Origin of the sequence: Ruminococcus sp. B05 (genome assembly GCF_003628495.1) — a bacterium.
In the GTDB taxonomy this organism is placed as follows: Bacteria; Bacillota; Clostridia; order Lachnospirales; family Lachnospiraceae; genus Schaedlerella; species Schaedlerella hominis.
This window is the reverse complement of the sequence record NZ_RBZR01000021.1, coordinates 32,475-56,725: the sequence shown is the minus strand read 5'-3', so window position 1 is coordinate 56,725 and position 24,251 is coordinate 32,475. Positions and strand designations below refer to the sequence as shown.

Sequence of the window (24,251 nt, the reverse complement as noted above, 5' to 3'; positions counted from 1 at the left end):
TAAATCGGATGACGCTAAAGTGACGCTTTTCACGCCTTTGATACTTTTCTTTACCGGCTTGCTAAAGCCGGATTCCCAAAATGTCCGCGCACTGCCTTTGGATGAAAAGCGGCGCTTCTGGACGCGCGATAAATTTCTATCATACGACCATATAAAATGACCGTTATAAATATGGATATAACCTTCAGGCACAGACTCGCCAAAAGAGTTTCTAATGCCAATATGATCAGCTCTCCTACCTCCATTGACTCCATCGCAGTTTCCATTGACGTAACTACCGAATCAATGTTGATTGCTGTCTGCTGATTGATCACTCCTGCTGCCCGGTTTACCACATTCTGACCCACATCAAAAATCGCCATGGTAATCGTAAACGCATTACTTACAAACCAGACCGCCACCCACATTTTGAAAAAATATTTAAAGAACATCCATGTATCAATGTCATGCATGTTGTTCTTTTCTGTGAGCATAGAAATCAACTCATAGCACAGCACAAAGGTTATGATCATTCCGGCAATCGGCACAATCACGGAGTCTGACAGATTCTGAATCAGACTGAAGATACTGCCGCTCCATCCCTGGGGCGTTTGCCCAACCTGACTTGCAATGTCTCCTGTTTTTTCATTTACGTCAGTAAACATGTTTGTCAGGTTTGAGCTAACCATGCCTGTAAGAAGGTTCCGCATCCATTCTTCTATTGCTTCAAAAATCTTATCCATGCGTGTTCTCCCTTCTTACCTTTCCGGCTAAAAAAGGTTCGCCAGTAATGGTACAAGCTGTGTACCGATCAGAACGACACCTCCACCTGCCATAAGCTGCTTGATTCCCTGGGACTTTGCACCTGGGTTATCGTTTCCATAACCTTCCAGCAGATTGATTACTCCCCAAACTGCTAATCCGGCTCCAATAGCGACTACGAGAGTCTGTAAAATATTAATTGCTGATGTAAAAAACGCCATAATCTATGTTCTCCTTTCGAAATTCCTGCTTTGTTGTATTGTTCCGGTAATTTCTACTCAGAGGTTCCGCCCTAATGGGCGGTCTTTCATGCTTGTGCATAGTATTACCTCCCAAAAGGGCATCAAAAAAGAGCTATGTATTGTTTTCCTCTACATGCTCTGTGCCTTCTTTTTCAGTATTTATTTGCTTTTCCAGTTCGCTTCCTTCATACACATAAAGGTCAAACTGTTCTTCCGGCTCCAGCCGTACTTCCATCTGGTGTTTCATGTATTCTTCCACATGAAACTCATTTTTTTTGTCATAATCGGATAACTGCTTATACCGCTTATGTTTTGTGATGTCAAACTTATCACTGTAAAATGGACGGACACCACGTAACTGTAAAATACATTTATTACCATCCATGACTGCCAGTTCATCCCGGCTCATCAGTTCTTTGCCTGTCTTCTGATAATTCAATCCATAAGACCGGCTCTGACCTCTTGTATCTGAGGTATTATATAAATCAATTGTCTCCTTTCCCAGTGTCTCTGAAATTTCCTTCAATGTGGTACTTTCCTTACCACCAAGGAACAACATTGTGTCACAGTTGCCTGTAATGGTTTCGGCTGCATCCCTGTAAATTGTTTTAAGCTGAGACTGTGATTGCAGGATAATGGACGCTGAGATTTCTCTGCTTCGGATGGTTGCAATGAGCTTATCAAACTTCGGAATCTGGCCGATATTTGCGAACTCGTCACAGAGGATTCGCACATGATAAGGCAGTCTTCCATGATGAACATCGTCTGCCCTGTCACATAATAAGTTGAAAAGCTGACTGTACATCATCGCCACTACAAAGTTAAACGTATCGTCCGTATCAGAGATAATAATGAACAGTGCAGTCCTCTGATCTCCAATCATATCCAGTTCCATTTCATCATAAGACATCAGCTCCCGAAGTTCAGCAATATCAAATGGAGCAAGTCTGGCACCACAACTGATCAAAATACTCTTTGCTGTCTTTCCTGCCGCCAGTTTGTATTTTTTATACTGCCTTACTGCAAAATGATTTGGATTGTCTCTTTCCAGTTCCTCAAACAGTTCATCGACTGCATTCTTAAATTCCTCATCTTCTTCTCTTGTCTCAGAAGCATTGATAAACTCCAGCAGAGTCGAAAAATTCTGTTCTTCCTCTGGTGCTTCATACCAGATATACCCAATCAAAGCACAATACAGCAGACGTTCCGCTTTCGTCCAGAAATCCTCATTGGACTTTTCGCCTTCGCCTTTCGTATTCACCATAATGGTATTTACCAGTTTCAGAATATCTTTTTCCGAACGAATATAATGGAATGGATTGTAGTGCATACTTTTTGCAAAGTTAATCGTATTCAGCACTTTAATTTTATACGGTGACATGATTACTCTGCCATGTTTATCACGCATAATTTTTCCGTTCTTATCCTTCTTCGGTGTTCCCCTTGCCAGCATTTTACCGCATTCTACAATGATGGTTCCCTTGGGGTCGGTGACCACGAAACTCACATTATCCGGCATTTGCATAAGCTGTGGTTTTACATAGAATCTGGTCTTACCGCTACCTGAGCCTCCGATCACGATTACGTTCTTATTTCTGGCATACTTGGGTTTCTTTGGTCGGCTGTTCATCGTCAACCGTTCTGTCTGTGTCAGTAAGATATTATTCTCGAAGACCGGATCTATAAAGGGCGCTATGTCTTTTTCATTTCCCCAACGTGCAGAACCATATTCTTCACCCTGTCGAAACTTTTTTCCATTTTTGCCCTTAAAATATACGACTCCCCATATGCTGACTGCTGCAACTGTACCTGCCACCAGACTTTTCAGTTGAAAGCATGGACGCCAATCCTTAAAAGCCAGGGGATAATTCGTAAGCAGAACAACAAGTCTGTCTATCACGGTGCTACCCCGGCAATACTGATACAGCCATGTAAATTTACCTGCCACATAGAACACAATCACATATGGCAGATACAGCAAAACCTTCTTCGCTTTCTCCATATTGGGCGGACGTACCTGGAATCCTTTGAGTTTCTTCTTTAAATTCTTTATTCCAATCATAACGTCGGCTCCTTCTGTTTCTCTTTTGTTTTTTCCCGCTCTCGCTGCTTGTCCTGGCTTCTGGCAGTAATCGCTTCCTGTAATTTTTTTCTGACAGACGGCTTTTTCGCTTTATTCAGTGTCTTTCCAGTAAACTCCCGAAATGCTGCTGTCATTACATCCACGTCCCTTGCTTTAAAAAAGACAAAGTATCTGGGTGGATCTACGGACTTATCACGCTTCAGGCTAAAATCAATGCCATATTTCTTCGCCACTTTCTCAAAAGCCTTGATATTATTATCCGTGATCTCAATATTGGAAAGCTGTACGTTCTGCTGTGCCAGCTTCTTCATGCTCTGCTTTCCATGGTATTCTTTATCCGGCGGTCCTTTTGTCTGCTGCTGTTTTCTTGATCTTTCCACCTTTTCTTTTTCCATTGCAGCCAGGAATCTCATCATTGCCTGTTTTAATAAGCGAACTGTTACTTTGCCACCGGTAATACACAATGATACCGTTTTCTCATTTACCTCCTCCTGCACCTGAATCACTTCCTTTCCGTAAAATCATATATTTCCTTCATACATATCGTGCTGTACCAGAGATGAATAATAATTGCTGATCGTTAATGGTGCATTATACAATACTGCCAGCAAATATTGCCTCATGTTCAATACCTTACTGGTATTTTCCTTCATACAGTGAAGAACAAATCGCATATGTTCTGAATCCAATTTCAGAAACTGACTTTTTACAACGGAAAGCGGTTTTCTGTCTCCTCCAATCCGTATAAATTCCTGTTCCGAGCACACCACATCTACCATCAGACCGACAATTTCATCCAACATCTGCTGGTTAAACTCATCTACAATGTAGGCATAGCCAATATTCTCTTTAATAATCTGCTGATAGGCACTACGCTCTGCCTCTTTTCTTTTCATTTCACTGCTATCCGAATAGAATGAATGATACTCTGTATCGTTATTCTCAGTATTACTATCCTCTATATCATTACCTGGCAATTTGCACCTGTCTGTATCGGTCATTTCTGCCTTTCCTGACAGGTCATTTTGACCGTACTGCAAGTTTCCCTTTAACCTGTCTGGTGATACACATTTTTTTACATAAATTCTATCGGGATTTCCTAATCCCTGCCTGACTCTTGTAATCAACCCGATTCCTTTTCTGTCATCCAGTTCTTTTAACAGGCACCGGACTTTTTTCACTCCACATCCCATAAGTCCTGAAATCTGTTCCTGTGAAAAATAGATATATACTTTGCCCTCTGCATCCAGCCATCGGTTCTTCATAGATAACTGCATACGGTCAAGCAATAATCCATACAGCAATTTTGCCTCACAGGATAAGTTTCCAAATACCGGGCTTACAAAAAGAATCTTAGGAATCCGGTAGAACGTGTACTGCTCAGCTTCCTCCCCATAATGATATGGAAAGGCATATGTACGATTATCCAGACTTCTTCTCTCTCTGTTCTTTTAATATTTTCGCCATGCAATAGCCAATGCAGGGACTTTTCCCATATGGGCAGCCTTTACATGGAACCCAGTAGCGATGAAGCGGATCTGGGTCAGGCGGCTTCTCCGGAAGCTGATAAAAACATCTCATCTGCCTGCATTCTTTCTTCTTCTCATTCCAGAAGTAACAGTATTCACAGGACTTTGGCTTGTCTTCTGCATATCTAATCATCGTCTCCTTCCTGCTCCCTTCTTTTACTCATTCGTTCCAACATCTGATCCTCCTGTGATGCCACTCTCAGACAGCAGTACATTACAAAATTAACCGCTGCGATAACCGCTACTCCTGCAATAATCAATATCTGTTTCAAAATACATTCCCCTTTCATTTTTTCTTAGTATTAGCAAAAAGAGGGCATTTATGAATCAATTCTGTCCATAAATGCCCTCCTGGTCAAAGGTTTCTTATTTCTTTTTTCTTACTACCCACACTGCTGATACTGCACCTGCCATACCTGCTACTGCAAGCAGAATCCAAAGAAGCATGTGTGTATCATCACCTGTTTTCGGTGTTTCTGTTACCTGTGTGGTTGGGTTTTCCGGCACTGGTGTTTCTGTTGGTTTTGTTTCATCCTTCATAACTACTTTCTGGATTTCCCCAGTATCTTCAACTGTAAACTTCACGTCCTCAGCTATCAGATAACCATCAGGGGCAGACTCTTCCCGAAGTGTATACTCCCCAATCGGAAGCATTTCAATGTAATGCGGTTTCTCCTCTGAAGTCCAGCTCTCTACCGTTTTACCGTCTTTGTCGAGAATTGTCAGTTTTGCTCCTGGCAGTTCTTTTCCGGAAATATCCGTCTTAGAGATTTCTACCTTCGTCACATCATCTTTCATTTCAATTTTCTGCGGTTTTGCAGTATCTTCAATGGTAAAGGTAATACTTTCTGCTGTTACATAACCGTCTGCCGGTTTTGTTTCTGTCAGAGTATATTTGCGTCCTACTACCATCTCTTTGATGATATGAGCTTCTTTGCCGGAAGTCCAGGAATCTACCACCTTACCATCTTCATCAGTTACCTGAAGTTTTGCCCCTTCCAGTTCTTTTCCATCTGTCAGAGATGTCTTGGTAACTTCAATTACAGTAGGCTCGTCCTCAAAAGTAAAGGAATATCTTACTTTTTCCTTGTCTGCACCTTCATATTCGAACTTAAACTCCTGTACTTCATTTGTTGTTGCAAAACCAGGTGCCGGAGTGGTTTCTTTGATATAATACTCAAAGCCAATCGGCAGGTCTGCCGTAAATGTCAATTTACCCTCTTTATCAGTTGCAAGTTCTTCAATCACAGAATCCGCTTTCAGAATCACCTTTCCATCAGCACCTGTAATATCATTTTTCGCACAAAGAGCAAACACAGCCCCTTCCAGCACTCGATCAGAATCTTTCTCTTTTTTCACAACTTCTACCTCAGCTTTCTGGCGGTTGTTCTGCCAGTCAGCAGAGTAAGTCACTTCTGCAGTATCCTGATCTCTATATGTCAGATCAATTTTTCTTGCCTTATCATCAAGGACAAAACCATCCACCGTAGCTTTCTCTTTTACATAATACTTGCCAAGCGGAAGTCCTGATACTTTGGCAACCCCGGTATCATCCGCCGTAATGGTTGCTACCAGTTCATCTTTTTTGTAGTAATCCTCACTTTCTCCATCAGCCGCTTTCACGTCTTCCAGTGCATAAACTTCAAACGTAACATCCTTCAGATTTCCTGTCACATACTGGAATAAATGACTGATCCAGCCACCCACAGAATCCAGTGGGGTCACTTTATCCAGGAACTCTCCATTTTTATTAATAAGAATTGTTCCTGTTGGCACATCATCTTTCATTTCCACCTTCTGGATTTCTCCGGTATCCTCGATAGTAAAAGTAATTTCTTCTGCTTTCAGATACCCATACGGAGCCAGTTCTTCCCGAAGTGTATAGGTTTCTCCTACGGTCAGACGTTCAATCAGATGTTTCTCACCCTTCACAGATTTCCATGTGTCAACTACATTTCCATCCTTATCCAGCACAGTAAGTGTCGCACCAGATAACTCTACTCCTGTCGTAAGATCAGACTTGGAAACCTCAATTTTGGTCGGCTGATTCTTAAATACAGAAGCAACCTGTACAACTTTTACTTCTTGTCCCTGATATTCAGCTTTCACTTCAATCACTTCACCAGAAGATACATAGCCTTTCGGAGCTTTCTGTTCCTTGATATAGTACTCACCAAATGGCAGATCCTGTGAAAATACAGCTTTTCCGTTCTCATCGGAAATTGCGGTTCCAATCAGTGTATCAGCCTTCACGATTACTGTTCCGTGAGCTTCTATATCTGCTTTTGCATACAGTCCAAATTCTGCGCCTGCAACTGGTGATTCATTATCTGCATCCTGCTTAACCACTGAAATTTCCACTTTCTGACGTTCATTGTCAAATGTGGCTGTCTGTTCGATCACTGGTGTTTCCTGGTCTTTGTAAGAGAATGTAATTGTCTGTGCTTCGCTATTTAAAGCAAAGCCTTCCGGTGCAGACGTTTCCACAATCTTATAACTTCCAAGTGGAAGATTCTTCATGACCGCTTTTCCATCTTTATCGGTTGTAACAGTTTTTACCAGAGCACCTGCTGCATATTCCAGAATACGGTTTCCATTATCGTCTTTCTGGAAATCTGCGGTATAAATGTCCTCTGCTGCATAAACTTCAAACTCTGCTCCTTCCAGATTTTCTGTCTGATATGTAAAATCATCTTTAAATCCATCCAGAACCTCGCCTTTCTTCACGATAGTCAATTCTCCTTTAACCGGATGATTCTCATAAATCACTTCGATGATCACATCCCCAGAAGTTCCTTCCATCTGATATGCAGTGTTGGAATCTACTGTTACTTCATAGTAATTTTCGTTCAGCGTGTAGCCAAACGGTGCATTTACTTCCTCAATACGGTACTTTCCAATTTTCAGATTCTGCGGAAGAATCAAATATCCCTGCTCATCTGTAAAATAAGACTTATGTTTCACCGTAGTCGGGTAAGTAGTAACCTGTTCTACATACTTCTTATTGTTCAGATCATAAATCTTGAACTCTGTATTTTTCTGTAAAACCGGCTTTTTCGTCTCATCATCCTGTTTGATAATTTTCAGCTTCGCTTCAAATTCATCATCCAGAAGCACACGCCATGTCTGCGGAGTATTTGGATGATTTTCTGTAATGCAAACTGTAAAATCATCTACCGGAGTATAATTGTGAGGTGTTGTAGTCTCACGTACAATATAAGTTCCATACGGAAGTGCAATACTGCAAGCATATCCTTTTTCGTCTGTAAAGATTTCTGTTGCACCATTTTCTCCAATTACAACCGGCGTAGCGGAATCAAAATCATAACTTCCGTCCGCTTTCTTTGTCAGAGAAGACTCCAGATAAGCACTGAAACCTGCTCCTGCCAAAAGATCAGCGTCTGTCTTGCCATTATTGGCTGCTTTAATAATCTGGAATGGCTGTTTGATTACCTGTTCCAATGAAGTACAATCACGTTTGACCTCAGTAACCAGATCCCCTTCATAGTTGCAAACCAGGTCATACTCGTTTTCATCTGCCAGATAGCCAACAGATGGACTAATCTCCTTCACAAAGTAATCTCCAAGGTACAGATTATCCACAGAAGCCTGTCCATTCTTATCCGTAGTCAGTGTAGCAACCTGCTCCCCTGCTTTGTAGATTACACCAGTCGCACCGTCCGGATGAACAATATCATTACGGGCATACAGTCCATATACTGCTTTTTCCAGTGTTGCGTCTCCCTGTGCAACTGCCTGTTTCGTCTCAGCGTCTCTCTTTTCCAGAGTAATCTTAGCTTTGACTCTCTCATTCACAAACGTATGTGTAAATGAAACTTTAGGCTCATTATCATTGGTGTACGCAAATTTGAACGTATATACGTCTTTTGAATTTCTCAGATAGTTCTCCGGTGCCTGTTCCTCTTTCACTACATAGGAAAATCCAATCGGCAGATCTGCAGTAAATGCTGCTTTTCCGTCTGCTCCAGTTGTCGCTTTTTCAATCAATGTTCCTTTTTTTACAATCACTGTTCCATCTGCATTTGCAATGTCACTGCCAGCATACAGAGCAAAGATACCTCCGGATAACGGATTATCTGTATCGTTATCCTTTTTCACAACATTCACATCTGCTTTCTGTCTGTCATTTGTAAATGTTACATCGGAAAATACAACTTCCACGTTCTGTCCTGCATAGGAAAGCGTTACTTCTTTTTCTTCCCCTGCATTGTAGAAGTTCTCCGGTGCCTGCATTTCCTTTACAACATAAGTTCCAAGATGCAGATTTTTCAGAACACATGCTCCGTTTTCATCCGTGGACAGATTTTCTTTTACCAGATCACCCTTACTGTAAATCTTCGCACCATAAGCAGATATAATATCCGCTCCGGCATATACATTGTATACTGCACCTTTCTGACGTCTGTTTTCATACTGAAATGCAACACCACTGTCACTGACATCTGCACTAACAAGAACCTGACCTTCTTTATATACCGTCAGTTCTCCAAGCTGTTCCTTGTCCGGTACGGTTGTAGTTGTAGTCTTGCTTGCTACCAGCTTCACATTGTAAGCTGTCGTATTAAGTACATAGCCTTTCGGTGCTGTGATTTCTTTCAGATATACGGTATCCTGTGTTTTTACAATCGTTGCAGAAGATTTGCCGTTGCTGTCTGTTTCCGGCATTGTAGTAATCAGATTTTTGCAATCCGGATCGCTGTAAATACCAAATACAGCACCAGCAAGATTTACATCTGCTGTGGAATCTTTCTTCACAACTTCTACTGTTGCCAGTTCAATCCAGGATACTTTGAAGTCCACATACTTTTCATCGTCCACGCCTTCTCCAAATACCAGTGCCAGATCCTGTGTTCCAGATCCTGTGGTAATCTTATAAGCAGAATAATCTTTTGTAATGCTTCCCTTCATGGTAGATGACCAGTTCTCTGCCACATCACTCACCTGTGTCAGCGGTGCAGACAGATAAAACTTTGTGCCACCACAGATTTCAACGCTTTCTCCGGCTTTACTTGTTTTCCCTGTTGTCAGGTTATGAAGCTGTACACCTGCAGGAAGTTTCATAGTAATTGTCTGTAATGCATCTGCCTTAAACGTTATATCCTTTGTTCTCTGACTGTTACCATCTACATAGGCTTTTACGTTTGCATCTGAAAAAGACATTGCCACTGATGGAATATCCGGTTGAGAAACGCAATAATTATAAAGTTTCTTTGCAAGATTCTGTGCAGTACTGTTTGCACCTGAAAAAGCGTCCCCACTACTATTTGCATAAGATGCTGCGAGGTGTACCAGAATAAATCTGGCTCCGGCACTTAAATTTCCATATCCATTCTCTTCTGTAAAGAATCCATCATCTCCAGATGCCTTTGTACCGTAATAACATACTTTCGCAAGTGCCTTGCCATCTCCAACCTTATTGATCGTGTACGTTCCCGTACCAGGTCCCGGCTTGGATGGCTGCACACAGTATGCTGTGGCAGATACATTACCAAATTTCACAGTATACTGATAAGTAAGGTAACTACCATATCCATAATCTGCGTAACGATACATGGTTCCCCTTGTAACAGAAACCTGCTGTGAACTTCTTGCATTTCCTGCTGAAGCCATAAAGGTTATGGTTTCTCCTGCATCCATTGCATACAGATCAATTCCATTACTTTCTGCCTGTTCTAATGCTTCTGAAACAGTCAGTCCAGTTTCGGAATCAATCTCGTTCTCTGTTTCCCGGTGCGAATCTGAATCGTCATCACTCAGCTCCGTATCTCCTGTATCGCCATTGTCATCAACTACAATCTCAGAAGAACTTTCTGACTGCTGCTCTGTTTCCGGCTCTTTCACTGTGATATTTCTGCTGATTCTATAAGATGGATGTCCGCTAACCGGCTCCACAGCATACACAGCCTTATAGGTATCCGGTGTGTGAGTGTCAAAATCTGCACCATCTTCATTCTTTGCCTCATGGAATAAGATTTTCATTTTGCTTTCATCTACCCCTTCGATACCGGACAGATCTACTTCCACCTCAAATTCTTCTCCATAAGACAGTTCAATATCATTTGCAGTTACAATTTCATCTGAATCAAGTAAATCCTGGACATCTTTTAATTCCGGATACTGCTGTTCAAATGATGGAGGTTCCGGCTCAATCTCTGATGCTGAAACTGCAACCGGCTGAACAATCACCGATGCCAGCGTTGCCACTGCCATAACCCCTGATAAGAATCTCTTGAACTTCATTTTCATTTTGACTTAATCCTCTCTTTCTTCATTTATCATCGTTTTTCTTTTCAGCAGGTCTGTACCTGCACTATCCAATCATCGGAACCACCTCCCTGACAACTTTATCTGTTACTGATACCAATTCATTGATAACAGCACATGCATATGGCGGCACCTGCACTAAGCGAAGCACCGCCACATGGTATCTGCTGTTATCTCCGTTTATGGAAATAACAATTTAAATAAGGATCAAGCATTTATAAGCCGCAAGAGGTAATTCGTAATCTTTCCTGCAAAGGGTGCCTCCCATCTGTATTCCCTCACGTTTTCACCGGATTCCGCCGCAAGAATGCGTAGCTGAAAAATTCCGGGTATCCTCTCGCTGCTGGTATGAAATTGTCAAGGTACAAGTCCGGGTTTTTCTTTCTGAAGAATTAACCCTTCACCTATAAAGCCCGGCAGAGGGGTTTTACCAACCCCCTCTCGCAAATTTTTTTATTTTTTTCTCAAATTCTTTTTCTTATCGGTTTCGGAATCTGCTGTCAGACTTGCACTAAGTCTTGCAAGTGCCTTCTTTCTTCTGTTGTTGACTGCTGCTGAACTGATACCATGAATCTCTGCATATTCCTGAAAAGTCTGGTGTTCGAAATAAAGAGCATAAACAAGTTCTCTCTGATTTGATGTCAGCATATTCATCATGTTTTCTGTCATCATCTGCTGAATAATCATTTCTTCCATATCCTCGGCTGCCGTTTCACATAACTGCATTTCTTCCATAGCAGAAGATAAAGAAACACAATGTTTCTGATTGCGACTGTCCAGATTGATACTCAGGCGATCCTCTCCATGAAGAAGGAAACGCAGATACCATTCCGCTTCTTCAAAATAGGATTCATCCAGGTCACATCCATAACTACTTCCAGCCACGGATGAATAGCGGTAGCCGGAAATATCTTCGATTGGAAATACCGTTACCCGACTCATTGCCTCATAAACTACATATCCATTCTTATAAACCGTGATCGTAACCAGATCGGTATCGCTCTTTATTACTTTCTGAGCAATAACCGGAGCCTTACCCTCTCGTAAACTTTTAGGAGTCGGCTTCTTTGCGCCTTTCTTCGGGGACTCTATCATTTCTTTTAATTTTCTGAGTGTCAGCATGACAACCACCTTTCTGCCTTTCGGCACCGGGCTGTCAGCAGACAAAAAAAGCAGCAAAAAAAGACTCCGATCTGCCCGGTTTTTTTTATACCGAGCGGCTTGCGAAGCCTCTCCTTGCTGCTTAATGTATCAATCAGCTATACAGGCAAAACCTGTCAGCAGATTAATCAGCGTTCATATTGTCTCTTACTGCTTGTGTCGCAGTATTTTCAGAGCTATCAGCTTTTTCATCCAAAAGGAAGCTAAAATCTCCCATTGAATCGTAGGGCTGATGCCTGATAAATTCTAAGTATTCATCTCTGGTCATTGCTTCTACCTCCTCTCTTGTGATGGTCTAATCTTAACAATTATCAAAATCAGAAAAAGGACATATAAACGTTTTTTTCAAATTTTAAGGGGACATTTTTGTCCCTTTTATACTTGTGGCAAAAAAAAACGCCCATTCACCATGTTGTGAACGAACGTTTAACCTTTTTTTTTCTGATCTAAGCGTCTACTTAATTTCACTAGACCTCCTAATTGATTAGTCATATCTGCCTTCAATTCTTTATCCTGTATTCTCATTATTTCCCCTGCATATTCAATTATTAAATTATCATTTTCATCATCGCTATTTACCATTTCTACCATTGTTATCTTCTCTGTCTGCTGTGAACTTGGCATTTTTTTAATATTAGCCAAGAATCGCGAATCAATACATATATCAACATCAGGAAATAAATCCTCCATGCTTATTCCTGACAGCTCTGAAAGAAATTTTGCCTGCGTACCTGTAAACTGATACTCATATTTACGACAGATTCTCCGATATTGTTTAGCTGAAATTCCCAAGTAACCTGCAAGTGTTTCCTGTGTCCAACCAGCCATTTTACGCCAGGATTCCACAAGCTTTCCAACATCTTCTTGAGTTCGCTTCCCACAGCCAGATGACATTATAACCACCTCCTTCTTGAACAGATTTTCTATATTGTTGCCTTATAAATAAAGACAATTATAGCCGGACGAAATGATTGACATTTCTATTCCGGCTATTCCATACATAAAATCCGTTCCAGAAAAAAGTAGTGCTTACGTTTTCAGACTTTTATCCTGTATTACCTTCACAAAATAATTTTCCTGCGTTTATCGTCAACACGTAGCTGCCTCCTGCCAAGTACTTTATCAGCAGAGACTTTCCCCCAACTACCGTTATCATTTCGTTGTTTACCGTTATATAATTTTCAAGTGTATCTTTTCTTGAAACAGTTACTCCTACAACGCTGATAACGATCTGGTCACTTGCTATCATACGCACCGTTTCTCTTATCGCATTTTTATCCATAGTAATTTCTCGCATTCTTTTCGTCTCTCCAGCCACTATACTTGCTGGAAATTGTTCTTATTTTACATATTTTTCATACAAATTTAATATATCTATTGCAAAAAAACCTTGACTGGTTTTTCTCCGCATGATATACTAATGCATGTTGTATTTGACAACTTTTTCTATATGTTCCTCAAAAAGAGGAAAAGAGAATCTGGGTTGAAGGTTCAGATCTAAAGTTACTCAATAGAAGGGCACTCATATTTGAGCCGCAACTAATGTTATGTACAACATGATATAGTACCGATAAAAGCCGACACCAATCCTATTATTTCCAAGTGCCAATTGGATATAGACCAGTAGGATGATGTCGATTTTGTCTGTCTAAGCGTTTTTAGATCTACTCTCGTGCCAAGGGAGTAGGTCTTTTACATTATAGCATTGCTACCATTTATTGTCAATATGCACTATAACCAATGTGTTATGGTGTCTTTTTTTGTGCAAATTGCATTATTTTACATGTCTATTCATTAACAACGCATATCCTTTCTTTTACATTATTTTTTTGTGCAATATTTTGCAATTTTATTATTTTCTTTTCTAAGCACATATGGTATCATATATTTAACCAATAAATGTCACTTTCTCAGAAAGGAGTCCTACCTTATGAACAATCAAGAAATTCTTCGCAAAATCGTCAATTACATTGAGAATGTTATGAAGGAAAAATCTTTAACCTCTCGCGATCTGGCTGATATTTGCGTCAAGAAAACCGGGAAAATGTCTCCAAGAACTATCGACAACATGTTTAAAACCCCTTCCTCTACAACTTTATCCACTTTGTTAAAGGTCTGTGATGGATTAGACTTAAACCTCAACGCTGTATTTCATTCTATTGAAATCGCAAAAACGTCAGCAGAAAATGGACAGCAACGGTTCATCTTCGACATCGAGCATCCAGCATATAATGGCTACACTGGAAATTATCATGTATTCTTTCTTCCAACCTCTGCTTATCCAGAAGATCATTCAGGTCAAACACTGGTTCATGGAACACTTCGTCTGGGAGATTTTAATTCTATGCATGAATGCTCCGCTATACTTGACATTGATTCTGGCGATTTTACAAATGAAGGTACCCCATTTTCTAAGCACTATGAGGGAACTTTAGTTTATTCATCTAACAGCCAAATGTTCTGCAGACTTGTTTGTAGCAAATATGGAGATATGTGGTTCATGGTTTTTAACCACGGCAATCTCAATAACAAAGAACTTGCCTGCGTTATCGGCTGTGCTGCAACTGCCTCATCCGGGCGTTATCGTCATCCTGCGATACACCGATTCTGTTTGTGCAATATGCAGCAATATCCAGAAATTGATTCCGATACCCGTACACTCATCGAAGGGCTTCTTCGGATACAGGAAAAGCATATCTGGATAAAAAAGAAAACTTTAAACGAACTTCTTCTTCATAATAATTTTGATCCAGACTTTCGACGAAACCTTGAAAATTACTTAAATATTGCCACTGAGTACTATGCACTGCCAAAAAATACATTGAAGGAAGACATTCCTCTTTCTACCTCAGTAAAAGAACTTGCCAAATTATGTAATGAATCAAATCTGGAAAAGACCTTCCACATCTTGAACGAAGATGATCGGGAACTGTCATGTATTTTAAAGAGTTGCCTTGCAGCTCCTCCAGCACCAGCGACTCCATCAGAAGCAGAATAACAAAAAAGGAGCCAGGAACATCCACTTCTATGTGTAAATGTTTCTGACTCCTATTAGTCCTTCGCTTAATACCAATTTATTAAACGGTCACGATATTCTTTTTTACTTCATATACAGTTAAAGTTCCGTCTTTCTTGCGTCTCACTTCCGCATTATTCCCCCGATCTGTAATCGCACTGATTACAGCCATCAAATACAATGCTCTCTCTGTCTGTCCCACTAAATCTGTACTTTTTTGTTCACAAATCTTTTTCAAATCTGATCTCATCTCCAGTCCTCCAAGCAATATAATATCACTCAAACGGATAAGGGAAAGAAAACCGCTGATGAGTTTCTGATAAGCCATCCCGAAACAGTACTTAACTGTTGCTTACCATATAGATTCTATCCAAAGGATCAGTGCTGACCTCCTGTTTCCTCCTGACATTTATGATTATACTATCAGAACATATGTTCGTCAATCCCTAATTTTATTTTTCATAAAAAAATTGATTATCATGCTTCCGATCATACAACCAAGTCCATTATGAATCATATCATCCCATTCAAATAATCCACGCATAAATACCAACTGGCTTGTTTCTATTACCGCTGATACCAGAACTCCAAACAATAATGCTCGATACCATTTCACTTTATGATTTGCAATTATCGGTAATAATGCTCCGGCCGGAAGCAGCAATATACAATTCAATAAATTTTCTTTTATCAATTCCCAGTCTTTGTATTTAAAAATTGCCTTCCATGACCAGAATGGTATCAATTCATACTGACGAACCGTACTTGTTCTGGTAAATACCGTAGAACCAAATACAATTCCAAGAAATATTACCATCATCACAACAGCTACTGCCTGAATTAAATTAATCTTTTTTCTACATACGCATCCTGCTACTACGATAACTGTCAAGAGCAACAATACACTAAATGCCAATATCTCATATTTCGACCATTTCTTATTATATGTTGTCCATATCTGGTAAATATCCATTCCATTCCCCTTCTATTTTAATCAGACCAAACCGCAAGAATATCGAATACAGATAACTTGCTCCAAAAACATTCAATTTCTTCGGTCCGCTTACATTTCCATTCATCTTAACTATTTCTTTCAGAGCAATATTTACACTACTTCTGGTTATTGACTTCTTTTTTCGATCAATTAGAATTTCATTTCCATTGACCGTATAATGAAATTTTAATCCTTTTACAGTCGTAAAAGAATAGCCTGAAAACAATTTTAACGTCTCCCACAAATGATTTTCCAGTAATTCATATGATTTATCGATGCAGCAATACAATTTTTCAACAGCCTGTTTTCTTTCCCGGTACAATCTACACCTCTCTGCATACAGGCTTAATTCATCCGCATTGTATATCATTTTTGTATACGGCAAATAGGAATGAACCGAAGATCTGCTCAACCCAGTCTCCTGCATAATCTCTGAAATATTTTTTCCCTTTTCCCTTAACGAAATAACCTGCTCACTAAGCTCAGTATGATACACACCCGCCGTAATTAATATTTTGCGTGTCTTCATTAAGGTAATGCTGAACTGTTCTGATATTTGCCGTAATGAATTTGCTGATCCACCGCCTGCTCCAGACATATATGCTTCAGCAATACAGTTCGTAAACTGCTCCATTATCTTTTCCGAATCATATTCTGGTTTCTTTTTTGGTCTTCCCATTTTCGTGTCAATCCAATCATTTTGTACTAATACTCTGGGTTGACATCTATCTCTATACCAACCCAGAGCACCTCTAATTTCAAATACTTTATTCCACAGTAACACTCTTTGCCAGATTTCTTGGTTTGTCTACATCCAGTCCTTTCGCCACACTGACATAATATCCCATTAACTGCAACGGAATCACTGCAAGACTTCCTACAAAATGCTCATCAATCTTTGGAACATATACTGCAAAGTTTACCTGATCTTCAATCTCATATTTGCCATATGTTGTCAATCCCATCAGATATGCCCCACGACTCTTGCATTCCAACATGTTACTAATCGTTTTCTCATAAAGGTCACTTTGCGTTAATACACCAATTACCAAAGTTTCTGGTTCTATCAGACTGATCGTACCATGTTTTAATTCTCCTGCTGCATAAGCTTCCGAATGAATGTATGAAATTTCCTTTAATTTCAAACTTCCTTCCAAAGAAATCGCATAGTCAATTCCTCTACCTACAAAGAATACATCATGTGCATTTGCATATTTTGCAGCAAACCATTGAAGTCTTTCCTTATCCTGTAATATTTTCTGAATCTTTTCCGGAATCGTCAATAGCTCAGAAATGTAACTGCTATACTGTTCTTCTGTAATCATATTTCCGACTTTTGCAAACTGAACCGCAAGACAATACATTGCTGCAAGTTGAGCACTGTAAGCCTTTGTTGTTGCCACAGATATTTCCGGCCCGGCAAGTGTATAGAACACTTTATCTGCTTCACGTGCAATACTGCTACCAACAACATTTACAACTGCCAAAGTCGTGATTCCTTTTTCCTTTGCCAGACGTAAAGCAGCCAGCGTATCTGCAGTCTCTCCAGACTGGCTGATCACTATAACCAAAGAGTTTTTATTTAATGACATTCTTCTATATCTAAACTCTGAAGCAAGTTCCACCCTTACCGGAATATCTGCCAAATCTTCTATTACATATTGTGCAGCCATTCCAACATGCCATGCGGAACCACATGCAACAATATAAATCTGATCAAATCCCCGAATTTCATCTTCGGTTAGTTCAACCGAAGATAAATCAATACAATCATCTTTTATTACAGATCCTAAAGTGTCCTTAACTGCCTTTGGTTGTTCATGGATTTCTTTCATCATAAAATGTTCAAATCCTGCTTTTTCAGCAGCTTCGGCATTCCATTTAATTTCTGTTGTCTCTTTTTCGATTTCATCTCCATCAAGATTATAGAAATGTGCTTCTCCCGGTGTTAATCTGGCAAATTCCAGATTACCAATATAATAAACATTTCTTGTATATTTCAAAATAGCAGGTACATCAGAAGCGACATATGTTTCCCCATCGGTCACGCCAATGATCATCGGACTATCTTTTCTTGCTACCCAGATTTCTCCTGGATAATCTTTGAACATAAGTTCCAGTGCATACGATCCACGCACACGAACCATAGTTTTCGCAATCGCATCAATCGGTCCCAGGTTATACTTTTTATAATAATAATCCACCAGTTTAATTACCACTTCTGTGTCTGTCTGACTATAAAAAGTGTAACCGTGTTTTAACAGTTTTTCTTTCAGTTCCGTGTAATTTTCAATGATTCCATTATGTACTCCGACAACTTCAGATTCCACTTCCCCGGAACCTGATCTTGAACAATTTCCAGATACATGCGGATGAGCATTGATCTGGCTCGGTTCTCCATGCGTTGCCCAACGTGTATGTCCAATTCCACATGTTCCCAGCAATGCTTTTCCTTCATCCGTTTTTTCAACAAGATTACTTAATCTGCCTTTTGCCTTTACTACCTGTGCCAGATGCTCCCCATCTCGCACAGCAATTCCGGCTGAATCATATCCTCGATACTCTAACTTAGACAATCCATTTAATAAAATAGGTGCTGCCTGCTGTCTCCCGGTAAAACCTACTATTCCACACATAAAAAATTCTACTCCTTAACTCACAAACATGTATTTGTCAATACTCCCCTCGTATTGCCTTTTAGTCTCTTTTAAAAATATCCCTTGTATATACTTTATCTTTCACATCATCCAGACAACTGTCGTATCTGTTTGCGATAATTGCCTGACTCTGTTCTTTGAATTTTTCTAAATCATTTACAACTTTGCTACCAAAGAAAGTACTTCCATCTCCCAGTGTTGGCTCATAAATAATAACCGTAGCTCCTTTTGCTTTAATCCGCTTCATTACTCCCTGTATAGAAGACTGACGGAAGTTATCTGAATTGGATTTCATGGTAAGACGATATACACCAATCACCACTTCTTTCTCCAGAGAAGCATCATAGGTGTTCTCATCTCCATATGCATAGTATCCAGCTTTCTGAAGAACTCGATCTGCGATAAAGTCTTTTCTGGTTCTGTTAGATTCAACGATTGCAGACATCATATTCTGCGGAACATCTTCATAGTTTGCCAAAAGCTGTTTTGTATCCTTTGGCAGACAATATCCTCCATATCCAAATGACGGATTATTATAATGGGAGCCAATTCTAGGATCAAGGCATACACCATTAATGATCTGCTGTGTATTCAAGCCTTTCATCTCTGCATAAGTATCCAGTTCATTAAAGTAAGAAACTCTGAGTGCCAGATATGTATTCGCAAATAATTTTACTGCTTCTGCTTCTGTGAATCCCATAATCAGAGTATCAATATTCTCTTTAATAGCCCCTTCCTGCAGTAATCCAGCGAATGCATTCGCAGCCTTTACAAGCCTGGCATCTTCAATATCTGTTCCTACAATAATCCTTGATGGATACAGGTTGTCATACAGAGCCTTTGACTCACGTAAAAATTCCGGACTAAAGATAATATTGTCGCAGTGGAATTTTTCTCTGATACTTGCAGTATAGCCTACCGGAATGGTTGATTTAATGACCATAATTGCATCTGGATTATATTCAATAACCAGCTTTATTACTGCTTCTACCGCTGATGTATCAAAAAAATTCTTTTTACTGTCATAATTGGTCGGGGCTGCAATTACAACAAAATCTGCATCCTTATATGCTGCTTCTGCATCTAATGTAGCTGTCAGATTCAGATCTTTTTCCTTTAAGTATTTCTCAATATACTCATCCTGAATCGGACTGATTCTTTTATTAATCTTCTCAACTTTCTCTGGAATAATATCTACCGCCATTACCTCATGATTTTGAGATAAAAGAGTGGCAATAGATAATCCCACATATCCTGTTCCTGCTACTGCTATTTTCATTCTTCACATTCCTCTATATTCTAAGAATTCTCAACAATCCACTCTTGATATTCTTTTTCTTCAAGAATATCAGCAATTCTTTCACATGCATGTCCATCACCATAAGGGTTGCAAGCTCTCGCCATGGCATTATATGATTCTTGATTTTCAAGAAGTTCTTTAAAATTATTATAAATCACTTCTTCATCGGTACCAACAAGTCTTAATGTCCCTGCTTTTACACCTTCTGGTCTTTCTGTAGTATCCCTCATCACAAGAACTGGACGCCCATAAGATGGAACTTCTTCCTGAATTCCGCCAGAATCTGTTAAACAAATATGACACCTAGCTTCAAAATTATGACAGTCAAACACTTCAATCGGCTCAATAATATGAATCTGTTCACAGCCACCTAATTCTTCTTCCGCTGCTTTTCTTACTTCCGGATTCATATGAATAGGGTAAACTGCTTTACACTCTGGATGCTCATCAAGGACTCGACGAATAGCACGAAACATATTATGCATCGGCTCTCCAAGGTTCTCTCTTCTGTGTGCAGTAATAAAAATAAGTTTTCCATCCCCAACCCATTCAAGTTCTGGATGTGTATAGTCATTCCGTACTGTATGTTGCATAGCATCAATAACCGTATTTCCCGTAATAAATATCTTCGATGAATCTTTTCCTTCTTTGATTAAATTGTCTGCTGCCATCTTGGTCGGTGCAAAATTATATTGAGATATAATTCCTACTGCCTGACGATTAAATTCTTCAGGATATGGAGAATAAATATTATATGTACGAAGCCCTGCCTCTACATGTCCAACTGGAATTTGAAGATAAAAGCAAGCCAAAGCTGTAACAAAAGTTGTAGATGTATCTCCATGTACCAGGACAATATCTGGTCTAACTTCTTCAAGTACTGCCTTGATTTTTTCGAGAATTCCAGTTGTAATGTCAAATAATGTCTGACCTTGCTTCATAATAGACAAATCATAATCCGGAACAACATTAAATGTGTTCAATACCTGATCCAGCATTTGTCTATGCTGTCCAGTAACACATACTATGGTTTTTAAAGATTTTCTAGTCTTTAACTCATTTACCAATGGGCACATTTTGATAGCTTCTGGTCTTGTTCCAAAAACCAACATTACTTTTTTCATTATGTCATACCTTCTCTTTCTTTAATTTGATATACCATTTTCCTTCTTCGACTAGCTTGTCGAATTTATTTATATCTCTATACTTTAATATTTTCGCTGGATTTCCCGCAACTACTGCACCTTTCGGCACATCATGCACTACGACACTCCCTGCCCCAACAATAGCACCATCTCCAATTGTTATTCCAGGCAATATAGTTGCTCTAGCTCCTATCCAGCAAAAATTACCAATTACTACTTTTTTATTTTTATAACGACAATCATATGGAACTGATTGCAATTCAGAGTCATCATATACATGATTTCTTGCCATTACTTGAATATCATGTGCAAATATGGTTCCCTCTCCAATAGTTATACCTCCCCCATCAGCAAAAAACTTACAGCCCTGTTGAATATGAACATAATCCCCTATTTCAAGCAATTCAGGTGCATATATTTCAGTGCTTTCATGTATAAATGCATTTATACCTACTTGCTTAACTCTTTTCAACGTTCTTTTTAAATATAATCTTCTTAAAAAACCTATCATTTTCAACCTCAATCCATTTTTATCATTTCTTTAAAACTTTTATAAAACAGCACTGAGAATAATAAATATATACCCAATGTTGCTGTACCAAATATAAGAATCTGTAATAACAATGACTCGATAACAACGATTTTCTTTAAAATAAATACTATTATTATCGTAATAATAACAATACAATTATTTTTTAATAATGATCCAAAAATTGTTTTAAATGAATTCTCAAATCCAAAATATGTATGGAATTTAATAAACATAATTATTAAGGATACCAATGAAGCAATTATAGTGCCTAAAAAAATACCAAAAAATCCAATAAAATATACAAGAATAATACTTACTGAAATATTAACAGCACTTACCACCATAGCATTTTTTGCAGTTACGCTAGTAATTCCTTTTGCATAAAAATAGCGATAAATCAAATCACGAACTACTTCCGTCTGTTGTCCTATAATATATATTAACGCTCCAACATAAACAAGTTTTGCTGCTTCCTCTGTAAATGTCCCATGCTGAAATAGCAACATTACTGTTTCATGTCCAACAGTTGTAAAACCAGCAATTACTAAACATACAATCAAATGGAACAAAATTGTCTGTTTCCAAAATGATTTTTGATCATTATCAGTATCTATTTTTCTTACTATTTTAGGATAATAGTAAGTTAACAAATTTCCAATTAAAAGCGTATTAATTATATTTGATATTTGCGAAGCATATGATAATACAGTAATCTCACCTGTTTCCAATCTCGCTGCTATAGTAGAATCTACCATCAATGACAATTTATAAATTCCGGTGCTAAATACTATTGGGAAAAAAAGCCCAAACATTCTTTTTGTTTCAAGTGAAATAGAGAAAGAAGGTCGTATTCTCCACCCTTCTTTAATTGCAAATAATGTGTCAAGTCCAAAATTCACAACCAATCCAATAGCAATAATATAGGTATATTGTGAAATAGAAAGACTTGGTGATAGTATCAACACTACTACTACTATTAATTGAGCCACCAGACTAACTATTTTAGGAAGATTATATTTCCCTTTGCATTGAAAATATGCAACTGTCACGTCTGATATTGCCAATAAATAATTTGCTAATAATAATACCACTAATGCATTGCAACAAATATTTATAAAAAGTTCATTTCTATTTGAGAATATTCCTATAATTTGATACCTAAAAGCAATAAGTATACAAACAATAAGAGCAATCACTCCATATAGCACTGTAATAAATGAATCTACATTTCTACGTTCAGTCTTTCTTACATAATTTGGTATGATAACCGTAGAAATACCGGCAGCTATAAATCCAAATAAAAATGAAACGATACTATTAGCCAAATTATAAGCGTCTATTTCTACACCTGTTCCAAATATTCCAGCTACCAACGAAGATTTCATTAAAGTTAAAACCTGTGTTATTCCAGTAATAATAATCATTAACACAAGTGATAACGAACCTCTATACTGTTTCAATTGTTTAAATATCATTATTACACCACCTAAGCCTGTAATATTCCAGCAGTCCTTGAAATTGCCTTGAAGCAGGTAATTCTAATTCTGCTGTTTGCTCTATTTTCGTCATTTGATGTAAAGTTTTTTCATCGAAATTTTCTATTGAAAACCATTTCAATGGTCTGCAGTAAGATTTTATTGCATTAATGCCTTTCTCATTGTATATAATCGGTACTATATTTTTGTGAAAATACAATCCCATCATTAGCGCATGAAATCTCGTAGCATATATTTTTTTTGCAGATGCGAAAAGCTCAATTGTTCTATCTATAGAATTATAATTTATCACTTCGACAAATCGTTTATTATTTTGGTTCAAAATATCATTTATTCTTTTACAAGCTAAATCATCACCTTCTTGTTGACATAATGACACTAAAAAGATTTTTTCATTTTTATTTATATGATGTAAACATATATCTGCAATGCCTTTTTCATAAATATCTTTATAAGCTGCAAGCTCTTGTCTAGTTTCCAAGTTAATCACAGAAATCACGATGTTATTACTATTTTTTATATTTTTTTCCCACTTTCCTTCAAATGCTATATCTGGTGCATACCTTACATTTTTAAGTGTTTGATTAAACAAATCAAAAGACATCTTATCTCTAAATGAAACATCTTCCATTTTACCGAATAATACTTCATATTGTTTTTTATACTTTTCATGAGTATATGGCCCAAAATTACTTCCAATAACAAACGCTTTTTCCGCTTTTGTTGTTGCGTAATCAAGATTAACAAATTGTTGTTGTTCAGCAAGTTCTCCCTTATTTTCCGCAAATAACGAGCCTCCTAACAAAACAAATAAACTTCTTTTATTTACCAATAAAAAATATAATTCTGGTTTCCTGCATAACATCAATAGTTTGTAGGACAATTTATAAATAAACGAATCCTTAGTTACAACTTTTACACCCATTTTTTTATAAAATTCTTTATACTTTTTTTCTGTTAATATATATGTGTTATGGGTAGCTTCTTTCATTTGTTCCAAGTAAACTTTAAGGAACAGATCATCACCAAAATTTTTAGCCCAATATCCCCATAAAAAAATTTTCCTCATA

Annotated in this window: 21 protein-coding genes and 1 pseudogene; 1 reads left to right on the top strand and 21 read right to left on the bottom strand. The window is 38.4% G+C overall.

What is annotated here, in order from left to right:
• Nucleotides 1–128 precede the first annotated feature (128 nt).
• The 12 genes and pseudogenes from D8Q48_RS13505 to D8Q48_RS13460 form a co-directional block, all read right to left on the bottom strand.
• Nucleotides 129–722, bottom strand: a pseudogene (locus D8Q48_RS13505) (CD0415/CD1112 family protein); the annotation flags it as partial.
• A gap of 27 nt (nucleotides 723–749) precedes the next feature.
• On the bottom strand, nucleotides 750–962 hold the full coding sequence (locus tag D8Q48_RS13500; protein ID WP_005421639.1) for a Maff2 family mobile element protein: 213 nt from the start codon (nucleotides 960–962) through the stop codon (nucleotides 750–752).
• A gap of 133 nt (nucleotides 963–1,095) precedes the next feature.
• Complete coding sequence (locus D8Q48_RS13495) at nucleotides 1,096–2,985, bottom strand: VirD4-like conjugal transfer protein, CD1115 family (protein WP_330514726.1); 1,890 nt, start codon at nucleotides 2,983–2,985, stop codon at nucleotides 1,096–1,098.
• A 56-nt stretch (nucleotides 2,986–3,041) separates the two neighbouring features.
• Complete coding sequence (locus D8Q48_RS13490) at nucleotides 3,042–3,563, bottom strand: PcfB family protein (protein ID WP_118062439.1); 522 nt, start codon at nucleotides 3,561–3,563, stop codon at nucleotides 3,042–3,044.
• 24 nt (nucleotides 3,564–3,587) lie between these two features.
• On the bottom strand, nucleotides 3,588–4,427 hold the full coding sequence (locus tag D8Q48_RS13485) for a DUF6017 domain-containing protein (protein ID WP_270372691.1): 840 nt from the start codon (nucleotides 4,425–4,427) through the stop codon (nucleotides 3,588–3,590).
• Nucleotides 4,428–4,488: 61 nt separating this feature from the next.
• Entirely contained in the window at nucleotides 4,489–4,728 is a 240-nt protein-coding gene (locus tag D8Q48_RS13480; RefSeq protein WP_087202978.1) for a hypothetical protein, read from the bottom strand.
• A complete protein-coding gene (locus D8Q48_RS17275; RefSeq protein WP_172697015.1) occupies nucleotides 4,721–4,867 on the bottom strand; it encodes a hypothetical protein in 147 nt (48 codons plus the stop codon). Before D8Q48_RS17275 ends, D8Q48_RS13480 begins: the two co-directional genes overlap by 8 nt.
• 94 nt (nucleotides 4,868–4,961) lie before the next feature.
• Nucleotides 4,962–10,862, bottom strand: coding sequence for a SpaA isopeptide-forming pilin-related protein (locus tag D8Q48_RS13475; RefSeq protein ID WP_121056806.1), 5,901 nt, complete (start codon nucleotides 10,860–10,862; stop codon nucleotides 4,962–4,964).
• A 471-nt stretch (nucleotides 10,863–11,333) separates the two neighbouring features.
• On the bottom strand, nucleotides 11,334–12,002 hold the full coding sequence (locus D8Q48_RS13470) for a sigma factor-like helix-turn-helix DNA-binding protein (protein WP_118743825.1): 669 nt from the start codon (nucleotides 12,000–12,002) through the stop codon (nucleotides 11,334–11,336).
• A gap of 163 nt (nucleotides 12,003–12,165) precedes the next feature.
• The gene (locus D8Q48_RS17270) at nucleotides 12,166–12,309 is read right to left on the bottom strand and encodes a hypothetical protein (protein WP_158576601.1); all 144 of its coding nucleotides are present in this window, start codon (nucleotides 12,307–12,309) and stop codon (nucleotides 12,166–12,168) included.
• 158 nt (nucleotides 12,310–12,467) lie between these two features.
• The gene (locus tag D8Q48_RS13465) at nucleotides 12,468–12,935 is read right to left on the bottom strand and encodes a helix-turn-helix transcriptional regulator (protein ID WP_121056802.1); all 468 of its coding nucleotides are present in this window, start codon (nucleotides 12,933–12,935) and stop codon (nucleotides 12,468–12,470) included.
• Between the two features lie 151 nt (nucleotides 12,936–13,086).
• Entirely contained in the window at nucleotides 13,087–13,338 is a 252-nt protein-coding gene (locus D8Q48_RS13460) for a hypothetical protein (RefSeq protein WP_118062444.1), read from the bottom strand.
• 633 nt (nucleotides 13,339–13,971) lie between these two features.
• On the opposite strand from D8Q48_RS13460, the gene D8Q48_RS13455 reads away from it, so the two are divergent.
• Entirely contained in the window at nucleotides 13,972–15,039 is a 1,068-nt protein-coding gene (locus D8Q48_RS13455; protein ID WP_118062445.1) for a helix-turn-helix transcriptional regulator, read from the top strand.
• A 79-nt stretch (nucleotides 15,040–15,118) separates the two neighbouring features.
• Here D8Q48_RS13455 and D8Q48_RS13450 read toward each other — a convergent pair whose 3' ends face one another.
• The 9 genes from D8Q48_RS13450 to D8Q48_RS13410 all read right to left on the bottom strand — a co-directional run bounded on the left by D8Q48_RS13450 (nucleotide 15,119) and on the right by D8Q48_RS13410 (nucleotide 24,250).
• Nucleotides 15,119–15,307, bottom strand: a complete 189-nt coding sequence (locus tag D8Q48_RS13450; protein WP_118743823.1) for a hypothetical protein — start codon at nucleotides 15,305–15,307, stop codon at nucleotides 15,119–15,121.
• Nucleotides 15,308–15,496: 189 nt separating this feature from the next.
• On the bottom strand, nucleotides 15,497–16,030 hold the full coding sequence (locus D8Q48_RS13445; RefSeq protein ID WP_118062447.1) for a VanZ family protein: 534 nt from the start codon (nucleotides 16,028–16,030) through the stop codon (nucleotides 15,497–15,499).
• Nucleotides 15,999–16,730 carry a helix-turn-helix domain-containing protein gene (locus tag D8Q48_RS17635; RefSeq protein ID WP_243003841.1) on the bottom strand — a complete coding sequence of 244 codons (732 nt, stop codon included), beginning with the start codon at nucleotides 16,728–16,730 and terminating at the stop codon, nucleotides 15,999–16,001. Before D8Q48_RS17635 ends, D8Q48_RS13445 begins: the two co-directional genes overlap by 32 nt.
• Before the next feature lie 88 nt (nucleotides 16,731–16,818).
• Nucleotides 16,819–18,687, bottom strand: a complete 1,869-nt coding sequence (gene glmS / locus D8Q48_RS13435) for a glutamine--fructose-6-phosphate transaminase (isomerizing) (protein WP_118062448.1) — start codon at nucleotides 18,685–18,687, stop codon at nucleotides 16,819–16,821.
• A gap of 61 nt (nucleotides 18,688–18,748) precedes the next feature.
• Entirely contained in the window at nucleotides 18,749–19,987 is a 1,239-nt protein-coding gene (locus D8Q48_RS13430; protein WP_121056800.1) for a nucleotide sugar dehydrogenase, read from the bottom strand.
• 20 nt (nucleotides 19,988–20,007) lie between these two features.
• A complete protein-coding gene (gene wecB / locus D8Q48_RS13425) occupies nucleotides 20,008–21,132 on the bottom strand; it encodes a UDP-N-acetylglucosamine 2-epimerase (non-hydrolyzing) (protein WP_118062450.1) in 1,125 nt (374 codons plus the stop codon).
• Nucleotides 21,133–21,136: 4 nt separating this feature from the next.
• Complete coding sequence (locus D8Q48_RS17825; protein ID WP_118062451.1) at nucleotides 21,137–21,664, bottom strand: acyltransferase; 528 nt, start codon at nucleotides 21,662–21,664, stop codon at nucleotides 21,137–21,139.
• An 8-nt stretch (nucleotides 21,665–21,672) separates the two neighbouring features.
• Entirely contained in the window at nucleotides 21,673–23,160 is a 1,488-nt protein-coding gene (locus D8Q48_RS13415) for a lipid II flippase MurJ (protein ID WP_121056798.1), read from the bottom strand.
• On the bottom strand, nucleotides 23,150–24,250 hold the full coding sequence (locus tag D8Q48_RS13410) for a polysaccharide pyruvyl transferase family protein (RefSeq protein WP_118062453.1): 1,101 nt from the start codon (nucleotides 24,248–24,250) through the stop codon (nucleotides 23,150–23,152). The genes D8Q48_RS13415 and D8Q48_RS13410 overlap by 11 nt, the downstream gene beginning before the upstream one ends.
• Between the last annotated feature and the right edge of the window lies 1 nt (nucleotide 24,251).

What these genes read in the sequence shown, in the direction of transcription:
- D8Q48_RS13410 (WP_118062453.1), bottom strand. Translation starts at nt 24,250, where the DNA reads ATGAGGAAAATTTTTTTATGGGGATATTGGGCTAAAAATTTTGGTGAT.
- D8Q48_RS17270 (WP_158576601.1), bottom strand. Translation starts at nt 12,309, where the DNA reads ATGACCAGAGATGAATACTTAGAATTTATCAGGCATCAGCCCTACGAT.
- D8Q48_RS13500 (WP_005421639.1), bottom strand. Translation starts at nt 962, where the DNA reads ATGGCGTTTTTTACATCAGCAATTAATATTTTACAGACTCTCGTAGTC.
- D8Q48_RS13455 (WP_118062445.1), top strand. Translation starts at nt 13,972, where the DNA reads ATGAACAATCAAGAAATTCTTCGCAAAATCGTCAATTACATTGAGAAT.
- D8Q48_RS13415 (WP_121056798.1), bottom strand. Translation starts at nt 23,160, where the DNA reads ATGATATTTAAACAATTGAAACAGTATAGAGGTTCGTTATCACTTGTG.
- D8Q48_RS17635 (WP_243003841.1), bottom strand. Translation starts at nt 16,730, where the DNA reads ATGGGAAGACCAAAAAAGAAACCAGAATATGATTCGGAAAAGATAATG.
- D8Q48_RS13495 (WP_330514726.1), bottom strand. Translation starts at nt 2,985, where the DNA reads ATGGAGAAAGCGAAGAAGGTTTTGCTGTATCTGCCATATGTGATTGTG.
- glmS (WP_118062448.1), bottom strand. Translation starts at nt 18,687, where the DNA reads ATGTGTGGAATAGTAGGTTTTACCGGGAGACAGCAGGCAGCACCTATT.
- D8Q48_RS13450 (WP_118743823.1), bottom strand. Translation starts at nt 15,307, where the DNA reads ATGAGATCAGATTTGAAAAAGATTTGTGAACAAAAAAGTACAGATTTA.
- D8Q48_RS13430 (WP_121056800.1), bottom strand. Translation starts at nt 19,987, where the DNA reads ATGAAAATAGCAGTAGCAGGAACAGGATATGTGGGATTATCTATTGCC.
- D8Q48_RS13480 (WP_087202978.1), bottom strand. Translation starts at nt 4,728, where the DNA reads ATGATTAGATATGCAGAAGACAAGCCAAAGTCCTGTGAATACTGTTAC.
- wecB (WP_118062450.1), bottom strand. Translation starts at nt 21,132, where the DNA reads ATGAAAAAAGTAATGTTGGTTTTTGGAACAAGACCAGAAGCTATCAAA.
- D8Q48_RS13465 (WP_121056802.1), bottom strand. Translation starts at nt 12,935, where the DNA reads ATGTCATCTGGCTGTGGGAAGCGAACTCAAGAAGATGTTGGAAAGCTT.
- D8Q48_RS17825 (WP_118062451.1), bottom strand. Translation starts at nt 21,664, where the DNA reads ATGATAGGTTTTTTAAGAAGATTATATTTAAAAAGAACGTTGAAAAGA.
- D8Q48_RS13475 (WP_121056806.1), bottom strand. Translation starts at nt 10,862, where the DNA reads ATGAAAATGAAGTTCAAGAGATTCTTATCAGGGGTTATGGCAGTGGCA.
- D8Q48_RS13470 (WP_118743825.1), bottom strand. Translation starts at nt 12,002, where the DNA reads ATGCTGACACTCAGAAAATTAAAAGAAATGATAGAGTCCCCGAAGAAA.
- D8Q48_RS13445 (WP_118062447.1), bottom strand. Translation starts at nt 16,030, where the DNA reads ATGGATATTTACCAGATATGGACAACATATAATAAGAAATGGTCGAAA.
- D8Q48_RS13460 (WP_118062444.1), bottom strand. Translation starts at nt 13,338, where the DNA reads ATGCGAGAAATTACTATGGATAAAAATGCGATAAGAGAAACGGTGCGT.